This is a genomic window from Chitinivorax sp. PXF-14, assembly GCF_040812015.1.
Classification (GTDB): Bacteria; Pseudomonadota; Gammaproteobacteria; order Burkholderiales; family SCOH01; genus JBFNXJ01.
Genome location: NZ_JBFNXJ010000011.1, coordinates 1 through 16,019 on the forward strand (window position 1 = coordinate 1; position 16,019 = coordinate 16,019).

The window sequence follows — 16,019 nt, forward strand, 5'->3', positions numbered from 1 at the left end:
CCCCCCCCCCCCCCCCCCCCCCCCCCCCCCCCCCCCCCCCCCCCCCCCCCCCCCCCCCGCCCCCCCCCCCCCCCCCCCGGCATTGGCTGTCAGGCCCGCTCAGTAATAGCTGTGCTCCGGCTTCACCTTGCCGCGGAAGATCTTGTAGACAAAGGCGGTGTAGCCGACCGTGATCGGCAGCGAGATCGCCACCAGCACCAGCACGAAGTTGAGCGAACTGGCCGGCGCCGCCGCCTGCCAGAAGGTCATCGCCGGCAGCACGAAATACGGCCACAGGCTGACGGCGAGCCCGACGAAGCCCAGCAGGAAGATGCCGACCGCACAGTAGAACGGCCGCCGGTCACGCCCGAGCCTCAAGCCGCGGAACAGGCCGACGAACAGCGCCACGGTGGCGAGCGGGATCGGCGACAGGTAGACGAAGTTGGGCAGGCTGAACCAGCGCTCGGCAATCCAGTGATATTCGAGCGGCGTCTTCATCGAGATGCTCGCCAGAAACCCGGCCATGGCCACCGCCAGCGGCCGGGTGATGCTGCGCGCCCAGTCGCGCGTGGCGCCGCCGGTCTTCATCACCAGCCAGGCCGCGCCGAGGAAGGCATAGGCGAGGATCATGGCAAAGCCGCAGGTGATGCCGAAGCTCGTCAGCCAGTCGAAGCTGCCGCCGGCGTATCTGCCATCCACCACCTTGAAGCCGTGGATCACCGCGCCCACGATGAGCCCCTGGGCGAAGGCCGCGAGCATCGAGCCCACGGTGAACGAGGTGTCCCAGATCCAGCGGCTCTGCTTCGCCTTCATGCGGAACTCGAAGGCCACACCGCGGAAGATCAGCGCGAACAGCATCACCATGATCGGTATGTAGAGCGCAGGCAGCAGCACCGCAAACGCCTTGGGGAAGGCCGCGAACAGGATGCCGCCGCCGTAGATCAGCCAGGTCTCGTTGCCGTCCCACACCGGCGCGATCGACGACATCATCAGGTTGCGGCTCTCGTCGGCCGGCGCCCACGGGAAGAGAATGCCGATGCCGAGATCGAATCCATCGAGAATCACATACATGACGATGCCGAAGACGATCATCAGCGCACAGATCAATGCGGCGTCCATCATTGGGCTCCTTTGCTGTCGGGCGTGTACAGGCTGGCGTGGCCGGCAACGGCGAGCCATTCGCCTTCCGCATGCTGCTCCGCTGGCGTCTCGCCGGGCAGCGGCAGCGGGCCGCGCTGTACCAGGTGGTGGCAATAGTAGAAGAAGGCGATCAGCATCAGGCCGTAGACGACCAGATAGGCCGCGAGCGAACTGGCCACGGCGGCAGCGGGCACCGGCGACACCGCGTCGGCGGTGCGCAGGATGCCGTCGATCAGGTAAGGCTGGCGGCCGATCTCGGCCACCCACCAGCCGGCGATGGTGGCGACGAAACCGGCCGGCGTCAGCAGACAGGCCAGCCACAGCAGCGGCCGCGCCTGATACAGCCGCCCGCCGCGCCGCAGCCCAAGCCCCGTTACGCCCAGCGCGATGAACGCGAGGCCGAGCCCCACCATGACGCGGAACGAGAAGAACACCGGCGCCACGGGCGGGCGATCTGCCCTGGGCCATTCGGTCAGCCCCTTGATCTCGCCATCGAGATGGTGCGTGAGGATCAGGCTGGCGAGCCCGGGCACCTTGACCTCATGCTCGTTGCGCTCGTGATCCTTGTCCGGCACGGCGAACAGCAACAGCGGCGCCTGCCGCTCGGTGTGCCAGACACCTTCCATCGCCGCGATCTTGCGCGGCTGGTCGCGCAGCACCTGCAGCCCGTGGTTGTCACCAACCAGCACCTGCAGCGGTGCGAGAAACAGCAGCAGCCACAGCGCGAGCGAGAATCCCTTGCGCGCGATCTCGACATGCTGGCGTTTGATCAGATACCAGGCACAGACCCCCGCCACCATCACCGTCGCCGACAGGTAGGAGGCCAGCAGCATGTGGGTGACGCGGTACGGGAAGGAGGGGTTGAAGATCACCGCCCACCAGTCCTTCACCACCATCACGCCGTCGATCATCTCGACCCCGGCCGGCGTGTGCAGCCAGGAATTGGCCGACACCACCCAGAACGCCGAGTTGTGCGTGCCGAGCATCACCAGAAAGGTGGCGAGGTAGTGCAGGCGCGGGCTGACACGATCCCAGCCGAACAGCATCACGCCGATGAACGCCGCCTCGAGGAAGAAGGCCGTCATCACCTCCACGCCCATCAAAGGGCCGAGCACCGAGCCGGCAATGCGCGACAGCTCGCTGAAATTGGTGCCGAACTGCCAGGCGAGCGGGATGCCGGTCACCACGCCCATGCCGAAGGCGAGCGCGAAGATCTTGACGAAGAATTTGTAGAGCTTGAGATAAACCGTGTCGGCGGTCTTCAGCCACAGGGTTTCGAGGATGAACAGGAACAGGCAAAGGCCAATGGTGAGGCTGGGCCAGACGATGTGAAAACTCACCGTGAAGGCGAATTGCAGACGCGACAACAGGGCCGCGTCCAGAACGGCGGGGTCGAGCATGTGGTTCTCCAGGGTTATATTTTTTTATCCTCCCTCCCCCTTCCGGGTGTTGTTATCGGGCCAGACGATCGCGCATCATTTGTGCGCGGGATGGCCGCGCCCAGGCGCTGCCGGGCTCAATGCCAGCCAGCGATCGAGCAGCGCGAAGCACAGCTCGCGATTGGCCTCGAAGTGGCGGCGCTCGGCCTGCAGCGCGGCCGGCGGCTGCACGAATTGCCCACCACCGGCCAGCTCGTCCGCGCCGTGTTGAATCAGCCCGTCGAGCCAGTCGGGCGTCGCTTCGAGATGAAACTGCAGGGCCAGCGCCTGGTCGCGCCAGGCAAAGCCCTGGTGGCGCGTGAGCGTGCTGCTGCCGAGCGACTGGGCGCCTTCTGGCAGATCGAAGGTATCGCCGTGCCAGTGCAGTGGCGTGAAGCGTTCGGGCAGGGGCCAGCCCGACTGCGCGCTGGCAACGGGGAACCAGCCGATCTCGCGTTCGCTGTTGCGGTAGACGCGCGCACCGAGCACATGGGCCAGCAGCTGCGCGCCGAGGCAGATGCCAAACACCGGGCAGCCCATCGTCAGCGCCTTGCGGATCGCGGCCTTCTCGGCCACGAGCCACGGGCAGCTTGCCTCGTCATGCACGCCCATCGGCCCGCCGAGCACGATCAGCGCTTCGTCTGGCGTCGGCAGCGCGGGCGGCTCACCGTCAAACAGGCGATGCAGCACCAGCGGCAAGGCGCGCGCGGCGGCCCAGTCCGCGATCAGGGCCGGGCCTTCGAAAGCAACATGCTGGTAAACGTGAAGCCGCATAAAAGCAAACCTTATCAATATTCATAAACAGGCACCGGATGAAAAAACCGGCCCCACACATCGGCGAATCAACAAACCCAGCGTCAGCCGGCATCAAATTGATTCACATCAAGAAAACGAGCCGATTCTAGGCGCCTGCCAGACAAGTTCCCAATACTTTATACTTCTCACACCAATAAGTTTTACTTATGAAAAATGCTAGAAACCCGCCAGCTACGCTATTTCGTCGCCGTTTATGAAGAGCAGCACGTCGGCCGCGCGGCACAACGGTTGTTCGTATCGCAGCCGGCGCTGTCGCAACAGCTCAAGCAGCTCGAAAGCCAGCTCGATGTGCTGCTGTTCGAACGCGAGGGCAAGCGCATCCGCGCCACCTCGGCCGCCCACCTGCTCTACCGCCATGCACAGGCGGTACTGCGGCAACTGCAGGAGGCCCAGGCCGAGCTCAAGCAGCATGCGCGCAGCCCGCTCACCACGCTGAGCCTGGGCGTGCTGCAGACGGTGAACCATGCGATCGTGTCGCAGCTGATCCGCCGCATGGGTGTGCTGAGCCCCGAGATCACGCTGCACATCGAGGAGCTGTCAGGCGAAGAAATCGAGCAGGGGCTGCTCGACGAGCGGCTGCAGATCGGCATCGGCTTCACCCCGCCTAGAAACAGCAGCATCCGTGCCGAGGAGCTGTTTTCCGACCGCTTTTACGCCGTGATGCCGCCCAATCACAAGCTGGCCATCTTCAACCGCGTGCCGGCAGTGCTCGTCTGCAGTGAGCCCGCCTACCTGCTGAGCCGCCCCTACCGCACGCGCCAGCTGTGGGACGAGGCCACCGCCAAGGCCGGCCTCACACCCAATGTGGTGGCCGAGATGAACCGCATCAGCGGCATTCTCGATGCGATCAAGCGCAACGGCGGCATGACGGTGTTGCCGGGCTTCTCGGCCGTGCCCTTCCACGATCCCGAGCTGGTGTGGAAGCTCGTCGTCGAGCCCGAGGTGATGCGCACGGTGGGTGTGCTCTACCTGCCGCGCGGCGAGCTGCCGCCGGTGGTGCGGGTGATGATCGAAACGGTGCGCGAGCTGCTGCAGGGCCAGGGAGAGCCGGCTGGGGCGCAGTACTGAGCGTTCCGGCGGGCGCGGTAACGCTGGACAGTGGGCGATGGCGTTGCCGCGTCACCGCGCAAGGCGGTGAACTATGATGAAACTGATACTCGATTCGCCTGCGCATCCCTGCCTGAATGGAGGCCATCATGCCCGATCTCTCCGACACCAGCACGTCCGACCAATCGATCTACGCCATCCACGACAGCAAGACGGCAACGATCATCTATGTCGGCCGCACCACCTACGCGCGCGACGGCGAGCGCTTCGTCGAGCACGTCAACAACGATGTCGGCTACCCCTGGCACAAATCGCTGTTCAGCGACGTGGCCTATCAGTCGGACGACGCCACCAAATGGCCCTACTACCCGAGCAAGCTCGAGAACTGCAAGGAGTTCACCGAGCTGGAAACGGCCGCGGCGGAACAATACTGGTGGGAGAAACATGGCGGCCTGAGCGGCAAGCTGTTGAACAAGCAGCAGCCGCTGACGCTCGCCACCTTCAATAAATACCGTACCGCCAAAACCTATCGCGGCACGAGCAAGGGCTTTCCCTCAGGCTGGGCACCCAAGCTGTAGCGGTGCGTCAGCCTGCCGCGCCCGAGATGGCGAGGCGGGCATGATGGCTGGCGCCCGGCGCCAGCATCAGCGTGTCGTCGGCGACATTGCCGCACTCGACGCACAACATCTGCCGATACTCGTCGTCACCCATGTCGGCCAGGCGCCGCGCCTTGTCGATCCACGGGTTCCACACCACGGCGCTGGCGCAGCCATGGGCCTGCAGGTGGATGCGCCGCCCGCCGGCCTGATCGTGGATCAGGTAGTCGCCGCCCGCGCCGACATACATGCGGTCCACCTCGTCGGCAAAGCGCACAGCGCCGTGCTGCAGCTTGCGCGCCATAGCGTCGAGCTGGTCGATGTAGCTGACGCCATCGAGGCCATCGACGGCCGTGTCGGCAATATCGGATACCGGGAAGTAGCTGTGCAGCGCGTAGCTCATGCCGGCCGGCGTGGTGCCCCGGTTCGTCACGCTGAAATCGAGCTGGAGTTCGCGCCCAAGGCGGTAGCACAGGCTCAGTTCGAAGGCATGCGGCCAAATGGCGCGGCAGACAGCGCTGTCTCGCAGCACGAAGGCCACGCTGACCGAGTCGGCCGCCACCTCCACCTGGGCCAGCTGCCACGGCAGCACGCGCGCAAAGCCATGGGCCGGCTGCGTGGCGTCGCCCGGATGCGGCCCGAACCACGGCCAGCAAAGCGGAATCCCGCCACGCACGGCCTTGCCGGGCTGGTAGCGCGCCTGCGCCGAGCACCACAGCAGCGGCGGCTGGCCTGCCGGCTGGAACTCGAGCAGCTGCGCGCCTTGTGGCGTGATGCTGGCGCGCAGTCCGGCGTGCTCGATGACGATGATGGGCAGACCATCGGCACTATCGATAACGGAAAAGCCCGGATAGGGTTCAAGTTGGGCACGCAGCGCGTCTGCTTCGGTCATGACGGATCGGAATTGGGAAGGAAGGGCGCAAGCATACAAGAGCCCTGCGCGGCCCGTAAGCCGTATCGGCCCTGATAGGGGCGGGTTACTTGAGCGAGGTGTTCAGGTAGTAGGTACCGTCCGCGCTGGGCTGGCCCGCAGCGGACAACAGCGCGCGCAGCTTGTCGGCCTGCACCGCATCGGGCCTGAGCTGCAGCCGGATCGACGCGCCGCGGCTGGCGGTCCAGTCACCGTCGCCGGTGACCTGCAGGGCCGCCGGGCCCAGCGTGGCAACCTTGCCGAGCAGCCCGCGCGGGCCGGCCTTGGCATCGAGCCGGTAGTCGCCGAGCACCGGCACCGCCACCATGCCGGACGACGCCTGATGCCATTCGATCACGGCATTGCCGGCCTGCTCGTTGGCCGAGGCGTTGAAGGATGGCGTGGACAGGCTCAGCAGGCCGCCCAACTGGTAGGTGCGGATCGCGGGCACGGCGCCGGACAGCGCGGACAAGGGCACGCTGATGCGGGTATCGCTCAGCGCGACGTCGCCGAAACCGATCGACGCCACCAGCTGCTGCCCGCCGGCCACCTTCAGCTGCAGTTTCGCCCGCCCGAGCAGCAGCGCCCACGGCGACAGCTGCCAGTCGAGCTGCTGCCACAGCGGCTGGCCATCGAGCGCCAGGCTGGCCGCCTGTCCGTGCCACACCGAGCCCTTGACACCGCTCAGCGCCACGCGCCCCGGCAAGGCCTTGTCCAGCGCGGCGGGCACCAGGCTGGCCGGTGCATTGGCCAGCATGAACAGCGCATAGGCGCACACGCCGCCCGCGATCAGGCGTCCCGTCATGGGCGCGCCAGCTCGATCTGCGCCTTGACCATGCCGGCATCGGGCAGCGATACGACGCTGGCCACGGTCGCCTGGATCCCCTGCTCCGCCTGCAGGCTGTTGAGCGCCTGCGTCAGCGCGGCAAACGAGGCGTTATCGAGCGTCACCGTCACGCGCTTGCCGTCGCCGACGAGCTGCGCCTTGTCGATGCCATTGGCGCGCAGGGCGTTGTCGACCGCCGCCTGCACCGGCAGCTCGTTGTGCTGCGGCTGGGCGGCGCCCTTCGCGTCGTTGACGATCTGTTTCAGCGCGGCGAGATCCTGCTCCATCCGCGGCACCACGCGCAGCAAGCGCTGACGTTCGTTCAGCACCGGCTGCCACAGCAGCGCATAGAGCAGCATGAGGCCGAGCAGCGCCGCGCCGACGGCGAGAATCAGGCGTTCGCGTGGCTCGCGCTGTTGCCACAACAATTGCAGTTGCTGCTTCATTTGCGCCCCGCCACGATGATCTTGCCGCTCTGGCCGCCGTTTCCGGGCGGGCCATCGAATGTTGCGGCCATGCCCGCGCCGTTGAGCCGCTGCAGCAGCGCATCGGCCGCGGCCGGGTTGGGAAACTTGCAGTCGAGCGTCAGTGTGCTGCCACGGAAATCGATGCCGTTGAGCGACACCTCGCCGAGCAGCGGCGCCAGCGCCTGCAGGCGCCCGAGCAGGCCGTCAGGCGGCAGGCCACCGCCCGACTGCGCGCTGCGCGATTGCGCAATGCGCTGCGCCTGCAGCAGCGGATTGAGAATGGGGCCGTTGGGCATGATCTTGCGCAGCTCGGCCGTCATCTGCTGGTCGAGCTGTTTGCGCTTGTAGCCGAGCGAGGCCCAGTCGGCCACCACGCTACCCATGTAGATCACCAGCGCGATGCCGGCGAGCCACAACGTGGGCTTGAGGCGCTTCCAGTCGACATCGAGCGTGGCCGACGTGGCGAACTCACCCTGCAGCAGGTTGATGGCATCGCCCGACACTGCGGCGGCGCCCCAATCGAGCGCCGGTGCCTCGACGATCTCGAGCCCATCGGCCTGCCAGCCAGCGGCCAGGGCCGCGTCGGCACCGTGCAGCACCAGCCGTGCCGGCGATTCCGCCGCGCGCGCCAGCGCCAGGCCGATTTCCACGGGCAGCGCGGCGGAGGTGGCGTCGAAACTGAAACCTTCGGCTTCGCTCACCCGCACATAGCCGCGCCCCTCTTCCATCGCGGCGTGCCAGACGCCGCGCTCCACCGGCAGCAAGGCCGCGCTGCTGTAGGCCGCACCTAGCTTGATGCCGAGCTTGCCCAACGTGGCAATCAGCAGCTTGAGCCAGGGCCGGCCAACGACGACGGCCGGGAACAGCTTGTCGCGTGAGCCGCCGAGCGCGATATGGCATTGCTCGGGGCTCGCCAGCAGGCGATCTTCGAGTGCGAAGGCAGCAAGCTTGAAGGCCTGCTTGCGCGAGGCCGTGGGTAGCGTGATGTTGACCGACAGCGCCATCGGCGCGGGCAGCAGCAACTCGATCAGGCGGCTTTGGCGGTAGCTGCCAGGGTCGCCCTGGCCGCGTTCGAGCACGCGTCCATCAGCGGCGGTGGCAACCCAGTCGAAAACGGGATGATCCGGGTCGAACCCGGCAGGCAAGGCGAGGCGAAGTCTGTGCAATGGCGTGTTCTTGTTGTGTGCCACCCGCCGTTTCGGCAGGCGGGCGGCCTGCACACGCGGGATTAACGGTTGATCAACACCCTGGAGCGAGTACCTGAATAGTCGATATTCGGCCCCAAGGTTGGGGAAAACGACCCGGGACCCAGGCTACCGCGGGCGCTGTTGCTATTATCGGCGTTTTGGTTCGGAAGTACATCCTTCCAGCCATCACGCGCGACATCCCATGTCGGCAACTGGTCGATCGGCTTCACATCCTTGTTGTTCTGCTCGATCGACTGCGATGCGGTACGCAAGGAGCCGCGCATCTCGTCCTTTTCCTCGTCGGCCTTCTTGCCGTCGGTTTCGGTCGTCTTGCGCGTGAATATCCCCATGCTGTTCAGGCCCGTCACGTTGGACAGGCCGGAATCGTCGATGGGCAACACATCGGCCAGCGCCAGGGCAGGCAGCAGCGCGAGCACGGCGCAGCAAAGCTTTTTCATTTTCTCACTCCCTATCTCCGTTGAGACACAGCAACAGGCGCCCCTTGGTGGGTGTGGTCGTTAGCCGACGTTTTACCCTGGCAAGATGTCATGGTTATGTTGAGCACCAACTCTAATTCTACCCTGATCGGCTTCCAGGTGGAACACCCGGGCATGACAAATGGCTCAAAAAGCATGAACACATCCTGCGCTTGGCGCATGCCTCACAGCTGCTTGAGCCAGATCACCGAGACCTTGTTGCTGCTGTCGCGCTTGAGCAGCGCGGTATAGGTGACGGCAACGCGGCCAAAGCGGGCCGACACGCGCGCCTCGAAGAAGTAGGTGCGCACGCCGATCGCCGTCTCGTCGATCGGCGTCCCTTGCGGATCCTGGAACAGTGCCTTGACCTCGTCCACGCTGGCGAATGGCTTCTCGCGGCGCTTCTGTACGATCAGGCTGGCGCCGGCGTCACCGATGCCGTTGATGCCCGCCAGCACTTCCGCCGGCGCGAAATTGATGTTGATGCGCCCTTCTTCCGCCGCTTGCGACAGTGGCAACACCGTCACGAACGGCCTCAGCTTGGCCATCGCCTCGGGTGTGAATCCCTTGACGCGCTTGAGCTCGGCGAAATCGACTATCGGTTGGTTGGGGGGCCGGTAGGGGTGATCGAGGTTCAGGTAGTCCATTTCCTCGGCGCCGCCAGTTACCGGCTCGTTGCCGCTGTCGAGCCAGTCGAGCAGTGTCAGGGCCAGCGACTGCGGCAACTGCAGCCTGCCGAGCAGCGCCACGAACTGGTCGAAGCCGGGCGGGTTCTTGACGTAAGCGGCCTGATCCTGCCCCTGCGTTTCCTGCTTGACCAGGCTGTTGAGGTTGAACAGGCCCTGCTGGTCAACCACCTGTCCGCCCGCCTCGCCGCGCTCGACCGGCATCTTGGTGATCGGCACCGCCCACGCCTCGCCCGGGTGATCATAGGGCGGCTGGCCGTTGTTGGGCCGGCCATCGTCGCGCAGCGAGGCGCGCACCAGATTGAGCGCGGCGCGTGCGATGGCCTTGGCCTCGGCGGCATCGGTCTGGTTTTCCACCACGCGTATCCAGAGCTGCTCGCGCCATGCCATGAAGAAGGTCATCGACGCGACCAGCGCCACGACGAGCACCGCGGTGATGATGGCAACGCCACGCTGGCGGGCTGGGCCGGCAGCAGGCCGCCCCACGGCACGGGCCGAGGGCTCACGACGCTTGTGCAAGCTAGGCTGGCGGCCAGAGTGGCGAATCATGACGCCACCATCGGCAGGGCGACCAGCCGCTCGATCTTCTCGCCCGACTCGAGCGTGATGGCAAAGCGGATCGCGCGTGGCATCGGGTTGTTGGTCTGGCCATTGGGCCAGCGCGTCTCCCAGGTGTTCTGGTCATTAAGAAATGCGAGCTCGAAGCCCTTGACGTGTTCGAGCAGCACATTGACCTGCGGCGTATCGCGCAGCGGCTGGTCGAGCGTGGTCCATTGCACCAGTTCGAGCCGCGACTCGCGCAGGCGGTAGCCGATGTGCATCGGCTCGCCGGTGCCGCCCCGCCCGTCCGCGGCGCCGGCACGCACCAGATGCAGATTGGCGTCGTCGTCGTTGAGCATCTGGGGCGACCCGGACAGGGGCGGCTGGGTCGTGCCGAAGCTGTTGCGGTAGGCGCGGTTGATGGCCAGGCTCAGGTCTTCGTCCATGCGCCCGAGCACCAGCGTCAGCTCGCGCCACTTCTTGTTCTCGGCGTTGAGGCGCTCGCGCACCGCCATGATGCGGTCGAGCCCGCCGTAGGCGATCGTCGACATGATCGCGAACACGATCAGTGCCACCAGCAGTTCGAGCAGCGTAAAACCGGCGGATGGGCGGGAATGGGCAGCACGGCGCGGCATCGGCTCAGTTCTCCCGCGACAGGTAGCCGATCAGCTGCGCCGAGGCGTAATCGCTCTGCTCGCCACTGAATACTTTGATCTCGATGCGGCGGAAATTCTTGTTCGGCGTACCGCTCACATCCTCGCGCCAGCTGAAATGCAGGCCGGCCTGATCGGCCTTGCCGGTATTGCTGCCGACCTCGGGGAAGTCGCGCATCGCGAGGTGCTCGGCCAGACGGTTTTGCGCCACCCAGCCGGCGGCCAGGCGCGTTTTCATCTCGCCGGCCGAGCCGATCATGCCGCTGGTCGCCCGCATGGCCGCCGCCAGCGCAATCGCCAGGATCGCCAGCGCGACGAGCACCTCGACCAGCGTGAAGCCGCGCGGCAGGCGTGGTGTCGGGTTATGGCGCACGGGCCACCTCCTGCTCGACCTTGATGCGCCCCAATACGTCGGACGACAGCTTGTAGGCGGTCTCCCCCGAGCTCAGGCGCAGGCTGAACAGCTCGTTGACGCCCGAGGGCGTGAACAGGATCTTGGCGTCGGGCGGCAGCGGCTGCAGGTTAACGCTGATCGCGTCGAGCATCACGTCGTCGGGCAACTGCCGCGCGCGCAGGCTGTCGTCGTCGTTGACGGGCTGCCAGTCGCCCCCCTGGCGCCGCCAGAAGCCATACTGGTGGCCGCTGACGGACCAGCCGAGCTGCGTGCCGCTGGCGATCGCCTCGTCGCGCGCAGCCTCGAATACCAGCGCGAGCCGCTCGCTCTCCTGCTGCACATGCTGCGACGAGCCCGGCTGCAGATTGACCACCGCCAGCGCCAGCACGATGCCGATGATCAGCACCACGACGATGATCTCGATCAGCGTGAACCCGCGCTGGCGCGGCCGGATGAGGTCAGGCGCCACGGCGCAGCATCTCCTCGGCAGCAAACGGCAGGTGCGGAGCAGGATCAAGCTTACCAGGAGCCGATGTCGGCATCGGCGCCTTCGCCGCCAGCCGCACCGTCTGCGCCATAGCTGAATACATCGACCTCGCCATGCAGGCCCGGGCTCAGGTATTGGTAATCACGGCCCCACGGGTCTTGCGGCAGGCGCTCGAGGTAGCCGCCGCTCTTCCAGTTGTTGGGGACCGGGGGGGTGGAGGGCTTTTGCGTCAGCGCCTTGAGGCCCTGATCGGTGGTCGGGTAGCCGCCGCTGTCGAGCTTGTACAGCTTCAGCGCCTGGATGATCGCCGAAATGTCGTGCTTGGCCGCCACGGCACGCGCCTCGTTCGGCCGGTCCATGATCTTGGGCACCACCAGCGCGGCCAGCACGCCGAGGATGACGATCACGACCATGATTTCGATCAGGGTAAAGCCCTGCTGTTTGCGTTGCATCTCGCTTCTCCATACCCGCCGGCAGCGGGCTTGTTGTCAGTTATGGAAGCGCTGATTTATTGACTGCGCGGGCGAATTGCTGCGTACCAAAGGCAGGCAATTCGCTCAGCAAGCTTCGCTTGCCAAGCTCGGTTGCTCTCGCGCGGTGCTCGAAAGCTCGCCTATCCATCAGATAGGTCTCGCCTTCTGCGCGCCGGGCTCCTTGCACTTCATCCCGCTCGCCGAATAAATCAGCGCTTCCTCATGTGATCAGTTGCTTACTTGATCAGTTGGTTCATTTCGAACACGGGCAGCAGGATGGCCAGCACGATCACCAGCACCACCGCCCCCATGATCAGGATCAGCAGCGGCTCCATCAGCCCGGTGAGCGTGGCCACACGGGTTTCGAGCTCGTTGCTCTGCTGCATCGCCGCGCGCTCCAGCATGTGCTCGAGCCGCCCACTCGCCTCGCCGCTGGCGATCAGGTGGATCAGCACCGGCGGGAACAGCTTGCTGCCGGCCAGCGCCCGCGACAGGCTCAGGCCCTCGCGCACATGCTTGCTGGCATCCTTGACCGCATCGCGCAGCGCGCGGTTGTGCACCACGCCCGTCGCTGCGGCCATCGCGTTGAGCATGGGTACGCCGCTGCCGACCAGAATCGACAGCGTGCTGGCCAGCCGCGCAGTATTGATCGCGCGCGATAGCCGCCCCACCAGCGGCACGGTCAGCAGGAAGCGGTCGAAACGCAGGTGCACGGCCTCGTTCTTCAGCGCGCGCAGGAACAGGAACACCGCCAGCCCCAGCAACAGCGCGAACGGCAGGCCCGCCACGCGCACTGCGCCCGACAGCCACAGCAGGCCGCGCGTCAGCAACGGCAACTGCTGGTGCGTGTTCTGGAACACGTTGACCACCTGCGGCACGACATAGGTCAAGAGCCCGGTCACCACGAGGATCGACACGGTCGTGATGATGCCGGGGTAGATGAACGCCAACATCACCTTCGAGCGCAGCGCCTGGCTGCTCTCCACGTATTCGGACAGACGCCGCATCACCTCGGGCAGCTTGCCCGACTCTTCGCCGGCGCCAACCAGCGTGCGGTACAGGTCGGGAAACACGCGCGGATGCTGCGACAAGGCCTTGGACAGGCTGACCCCGGAAAGAATCTCGCTGCGCACCGCCGCCATCACCTCGCGCTCGCGCGGGGCCTCGGATTGCTCGATCACCACATTGAGTGCCTGCTCCACCGTCAAGCCAGCATCGAGCAGCGTCGACAGCTGGCGCGTCAGCAGGGCAAGCTGCGCGGTCGATACGCCGCCGCGACGGTTCGCGCCACCACCGGCCTTGCCGTTATCGGCGACGATCTCGCTGATCTCGACCACCATCAACCCGCGCTCGCGCAGATCCTGCCGGGCTAGACGGGCGTTGTCGGCCTCCAGCACGCCCTTGATGGACTTGCCCGAGGCGGCATCGAGTGCTTCGTATTTGAAACCGGCCATGGTGGTTATTCAGCGCGATAAAAGGCGGCTAACGTGCGATGCGCCGTATTCTCCGGGCAGCTTCGGCTGTTTGGCAAGGTCCGCGAGCATAAAGGCGCCCCATGACAGGGTGATTGCGGCTGCGACACCATTGCCAGTTTCGGCTCACGCCCAGCTTTCCTTCGATGGCAGCGCCAATAGCCTCCGCGACGCCAGCCCTTCCAAACCCACGGCTATAGATGACTTCCTGCGCCAACGCCTTCTAGTTCACCAAAACCCGGTGCAATTTGGAAGGTGACGGTCATCCACAACCGGTATGACTTCTGATCATGGAGACTCGTTGTTGCATACGTAACAAGCGAAAAACGGCGCTCGATGCGCCGTTCTTTATTGCCTGTTTATCCACTTAACAGATCCGGTCGTGTCGGCGCCGGAGCCACCCCAACCCCATCAACCCTACGCCAAACAGCCCGACTGTTGCCGGCTCGGGTAGGTCGTTGCCGGCTGCGGGAGTAAACGTCACAGAGAAGAACTCGCTTGGAAATGATGCGGAGAATGGGTCCCCTCCCCATGAATCAGCATAGCCACCGCTCAAGGTATACGAGCAATCACCACCGTCATTGCCATCACCTCCGCATGGGTAGCTGACGGTTTCGCTCAGGAAACTCGACAACGACGAGCTTACGGCATCGTAATCCAGCGTCAGTGCAGCATTGGCGGCCAATACGCCCAAGTTGATACTCAGCGCTTGGGTATCCCAATAGAACGATACGCTGTCCGCCCCCACGGTATAGCTACCAACGATGTCGAGGCCGTCCGATGAGCCCTGTTGTGTCGCGCCAACATTGGTATCCAGCGATACTTGGCGCGTTGTGCGACCAAGCAGGCTGCCGTCACGAGACACCTTCAGGTCTACCAGCGCTGTTCCGCCTTCGCCTGCGCTGAAAGCGCCTTCATTCGCGACATCGACAGAGCCGGCATTGAGCGTAAAGGTAAACACAGCAGAAACGGCATAGCTAAAAGGGTTGACGATCACATTGTGATAGTTGAGCAGCGCATTCGAATTCGCATTGCCGTAAGCAGCAGACCCCCAGCGGAAGGAACCGTCTGCAGCGGTACCGCTGGTATGCGCCAGTGAGCTGCCCCTGCTCGCATATGCATCCATGAACGAGGCGCCCGCCTTGGTATCGGCTGCGACAACGGGAGCCCCACCATCTTGAACCACCGATACATTACCGCTTAGTACCGGCAGGGCGTGCGCCTCTTGGGCCATCAGTAACACCGCGGCCGCAATGAAAACAATATGCGTGCGTACGTTTGGCACGACAATAGATTTGCTCATCCTTACAACTCCGTATTCAATGCTTTTGCTGATCGTAGTAAACATACTTCCGCAAGCAAGAATCAATCCCGAGTAAATACATGTTTGATTTAAACCGGGATTTAATACTCATTCAGTTGATCATTCCTTTGACTGTAAGAAAAACCGACACCGGGTAATTGCGTTATCCCAGTTATTCCATATCAGGCAAAATTTCATCGCTTCGCCTTGCAATGACCATGGATCAATTTGTATTATGACCATCGGTCACAACGACATGACAATACTGACGCAATCACCCTGGAGCGAGCAATGAAACGCTTTGACAATCAATGGGCGCTGGTCACCGGCGCTTCGAGTGGCTTCGGCGTGGAATTTGCGCGCATTCTCGCGGCTGGCGGTGCCAACCTGGTGCTGGCGGCGCGGCGGCGCGAGCCGATGGAGTGCCTGGCGGCAGCGCTAGGCGCGAAATACGGGGTGGAAGTGGAAGTCGAGGCGATCGATCTCGCCGGCGCCGACGCGCCCAACCAGCTGTACCAGCGCCTCTATGCGCGTGGCCGGCGTATCGATGTGCTGGTCAACAATGCAGGCTTCGGCGTATTCGGCGAATTTGATCAAACGCCGTATGAACGCATAGACGAGATGCTGCGCCTCAACATCATGACGTTGACCCGGCTGACCCACCTGTTTGGCGGCGAGATGGTCAAGCGGCGCCGTGGCCACGTGCTGCTGGTGGCATCGATCGGCGGCTATCAGGCTACACCGACCTACGCCGCCTATGCCGCGTCGAAGGCCTATGTGCTGCTGTTTGGCGAGGCGCTCAACGACGAATGGAAGAAACATGGCGTCAAGGTGGCCACGCTATGCCCGGGCATCACGCAGACCAGCTTCCTCGAGGTATCCGGCCAGAAGCCGACCCTGTATCAACGCATGATGATGATGCAGAGCCGGCCGGTGGCGGAGATCGGCATCCGTGCCATGTTGCGCGGCACGCCGAGCGTGGTGCCGGGGCTCGCCAACAAGCTGACGGTATTTCTCGGCCGCCTGACGCCGCGCCCGGTGCAGGCCCGCCTGGCCTATCAGCTGATGAAGAACTGAGCGGGGTCGGGCGGCGGCCTTCGCCGAGCTTTTGCCAGCGCGCCGCCCGGCTCGTTACAATTCGACCTTTTA

Annotated in this window: 18 protein-coding genes; 3 read left to right on the top strand and 15 right to left on the bottom strand. The window is 64.7% G+C overall.

Annotated features, from left to right (window positions below):
- Positions 1 to 99: 99 nt before the first annotated feature.
- The 3 genes from cydB to ABWL39_RS13665 form a co-directional block, all read right to left on the bottom strand.
- A complete protein-coding gene (gene cydB / locus ABWL39_RS13655) occupies positions 100 to 1,101 on the bottom strand; it encodes a cytochrome d ubiquinol oxidase subunit II (protein ID WP_367792085.1) in 1,002 nt (333 codons plus the stop codon).
- Positions 1,098 to 2,519: a cytochrome ubiquinol oxidase subunit I gene (locus ABWL39_RS13660; RefSeq protein WP_367792088.1), complete on the bottom strand. Its 1,422-nt coding sequence runs from the start codon at positions 2,517 to 2,519 to the stop codon at positions 1,098 to 1,100. The genes cydB and ABWL39_RS13660 overlap by 4 nt, the downstream gene beginning before the upstream one ends.
- Positions 2,520 to 2,594: 75 nt before the next feature.
- Positions 2,595 to 3,311, bottom strand: coding sequence for a type 1 glutamine amidotransferase (locus ABWL39_RS13665; protein WP_367792091.1), 717 nt, complete (start codon positions 3,309 to 3,311; stop codon positions 2,595 to 2,597).
- A 195-nt stretch (positions 3,312 to 3,506) separates the two neighbouring features.
- On the opposite strand from ABWL39_RS13665, the gene ABWL39_RS13670 reads away from it, so the two are divergent.
- Both ABWL39_RS13670 and ABWL39_RS13675 read left to right on the top strand, forming a co-directional pair.
- Positions 3,507 to 4,421: a LysR family transcriptional regulator gene (locus tag ABWL39_RS13670; protein ID WP_367792094.1), complete on the top strand. Its 915-nt coding sequence runs from the start codon at positions 3,507 to 3,509 to the stop codon at positions 4,419 to 4,421.
- 128 nt (positions 4,422 to 4,549) lie between these two features.
- Positions 4,550 to 4,978, top strand: a complete 429-nt coding sequence (locus ABWL39_RS13675) for a hypothetical protein (RefSeq protein ID WP_367792097.1) — start codon at positions 4,550 to 4,552, stop codon at positions 4,976 to 4,978.
- A 7-nt stretch (positions 4,979 to 4,985) separates the two neighbouring features.
- Here the strand turns inward: ABWL39_RS13675 and ABWL39_RS13680 are convergent, their stop codons facing one another.
- The 12 genes from ABWL39_RS13680 to ABWL39_RS13735 form a co-directional block, all read right to left on the bottom strand.
- Positions 4,986 to 5,888, bottom strand: coding sequence for a D-hexose-6-phosphate mutarotase (locus tag ABWL39_RS13680; protein ID WP_367792100.1), 903 nt, complete (start codon positions 5,886 to 5,888; stop codon positions 4,986 to 4,988).
- 85 nt (positions 5,889 to 5,973) lie between these two features.
- Entirely contained in the window at positions 5,974 to 6,711 is a 738-nt protein-coding gene (locus ABWL39_RS13685) for a type II secretion system protein N (protein WP_367792103.1), read from the bottom strand.
- A complete protein-coding gene (gene gspM, locus ABWL39_RS13690; RefSeq protein WP_367792106.1) occupies positions 6,708 to 7,178 on the bottom strand; it encodes a type II secretion system protein GspM in 471 nt (156 codons plus the stop codon). The genes ABWL39_RS13685 and gspM overlap by 4 nt, the downstream gene beginning before the upstream one ends.
- Positions 7,175 to 8,365, bottom strand: coding sequence for a type II secretion system protein GspL (gene gspL / locus ABWL39_RS13695; RefSeq protein ID WP_367792109.1), 1,191 nt, complete (start codon positions 8,363 to 8,365; stop codon positions 7,175 to 7,177). Before gspL ends, gspM begins: the two co-directional genes overlap by 4 nt.
- A gap of 62 nt (positions 8,366 to 8,427) precedes the next feature.
- Complete coding sequence (locus ABWL39_RS13700; RefSeq protein ID WP_367792112.1) at positions 8,428 to 8,844, bottom strand: hypothetical protein; 417 nt, start codon at positions 8,842 to 8,844, stop codon at positions 8,428 to 8,430.
- Between the two features lie 203 nt (positions 8,845 to 9,047).
- Entirely contained in the window at positions 9,048 to 10,097 is a 1,050-nt protein-coding gene (gene gspK / locus ABWL39_RS13705) for a type II secretion system minor pseudopilin GspK (RefSeq protein ID WP_367792115.1), read from the bottom strand.
- Positions 10,094 to 10,723 (bottom strand): type II secretion system minor pseudopilin GspJ, encoded by a 630-nt coding sequence (gspJ, locus tag ABWL39_RS13710; RefSeq protein ID WP_367792118.1) that lies wholly within the window; start codon positions 10,721 to 10,723, stop codon positions 10,094 to 10,096. Before gspJ ends, gspK begins: the two co-directional genes overlap by 4 nt.
- Before the next feature lie 4 nt (positions 10,724 to 10,727).
- Entirely contained in the window at positions 10,728 to 11,114 is a 387-nt protein-coding gene (gene gspI, locus ABWL39_RS13715; protein ID WP_367792121.1) for a type II secretion system minor pseudopilin GspI, read from the bottom strand.
- A complete protein-coding gene (gene gspH / locus ABWL39_RS13720) occupies positions 11,104 to 11,604 on the bottom strand; it encodes a type II secretion system minor pseudopilin GspH (RefSeq protein WP_367792124.1) in 501 nt (166 codons plus the stop codon). Before gspH ends, gspI begins: the two co-directional genes overlap by 11 nt.
- A gap of 50 nt (positions 11,605 to 11,654) precedes the next feature.
- On the bottom strand, positions 11,655 to 12,074 hold the full coding sequence (gene gspG, locus ABWL39_RS13725; protein WP_367792127.1) for a type II secretion system major pseudopilin GspG: 420 nt from the start codon (positions 12,072 to 12,074) through the stop codon (positions 11,655 to 11,657).
- 257 nt (positions 12,075 to 12,331) lie between these two features.
- A complete protein-coding gene (gene gspF / locus ABWL39_RS13730) occupies positions 12,332 to 13,549 on the bottom strand; it encodes a type II secretion system inner membrane protein GspF (RefSeq protein WP_367792130.1) in 1,218 nt (405 codons plus the stop codon).
- Between the two features lie 385 nt (positions 13,550 to 13,934).
- Positions 13,935 to 14,915, bottom strand: a complete 981-nt coding sequence (locus tag ABWL39_RS13735; RefSeq protein ID WP_367792133.1) for a PEP-CTERM sorting domain-containing protein — start codon at positions 14,913 to 14,915, stop codon at positions 13,935 to 13,937.
- Positions 14,916 to 15,161: 246 nt separating this feature from the next.
- Here ABWL39_RS13735 and ABWL39_RS13740 point away from each other — a divergent pair, with 246 nt between their 5' ends.
- Positions 15,162 to 15,947: an SDR family NAD(P)-dependent oxidoreductase gene (locus tag ABWL39_RS13740; RefSeq protein WP_367792136.1), complete on the top strand. Its 786-nt coding sequence runs from the start codon at positions 15,162 to 15,164 to the stop codon at positions 15,945 to 15,947.
- Positions 15,948 to 16,019: the final 72 nt, after the last annotated feature.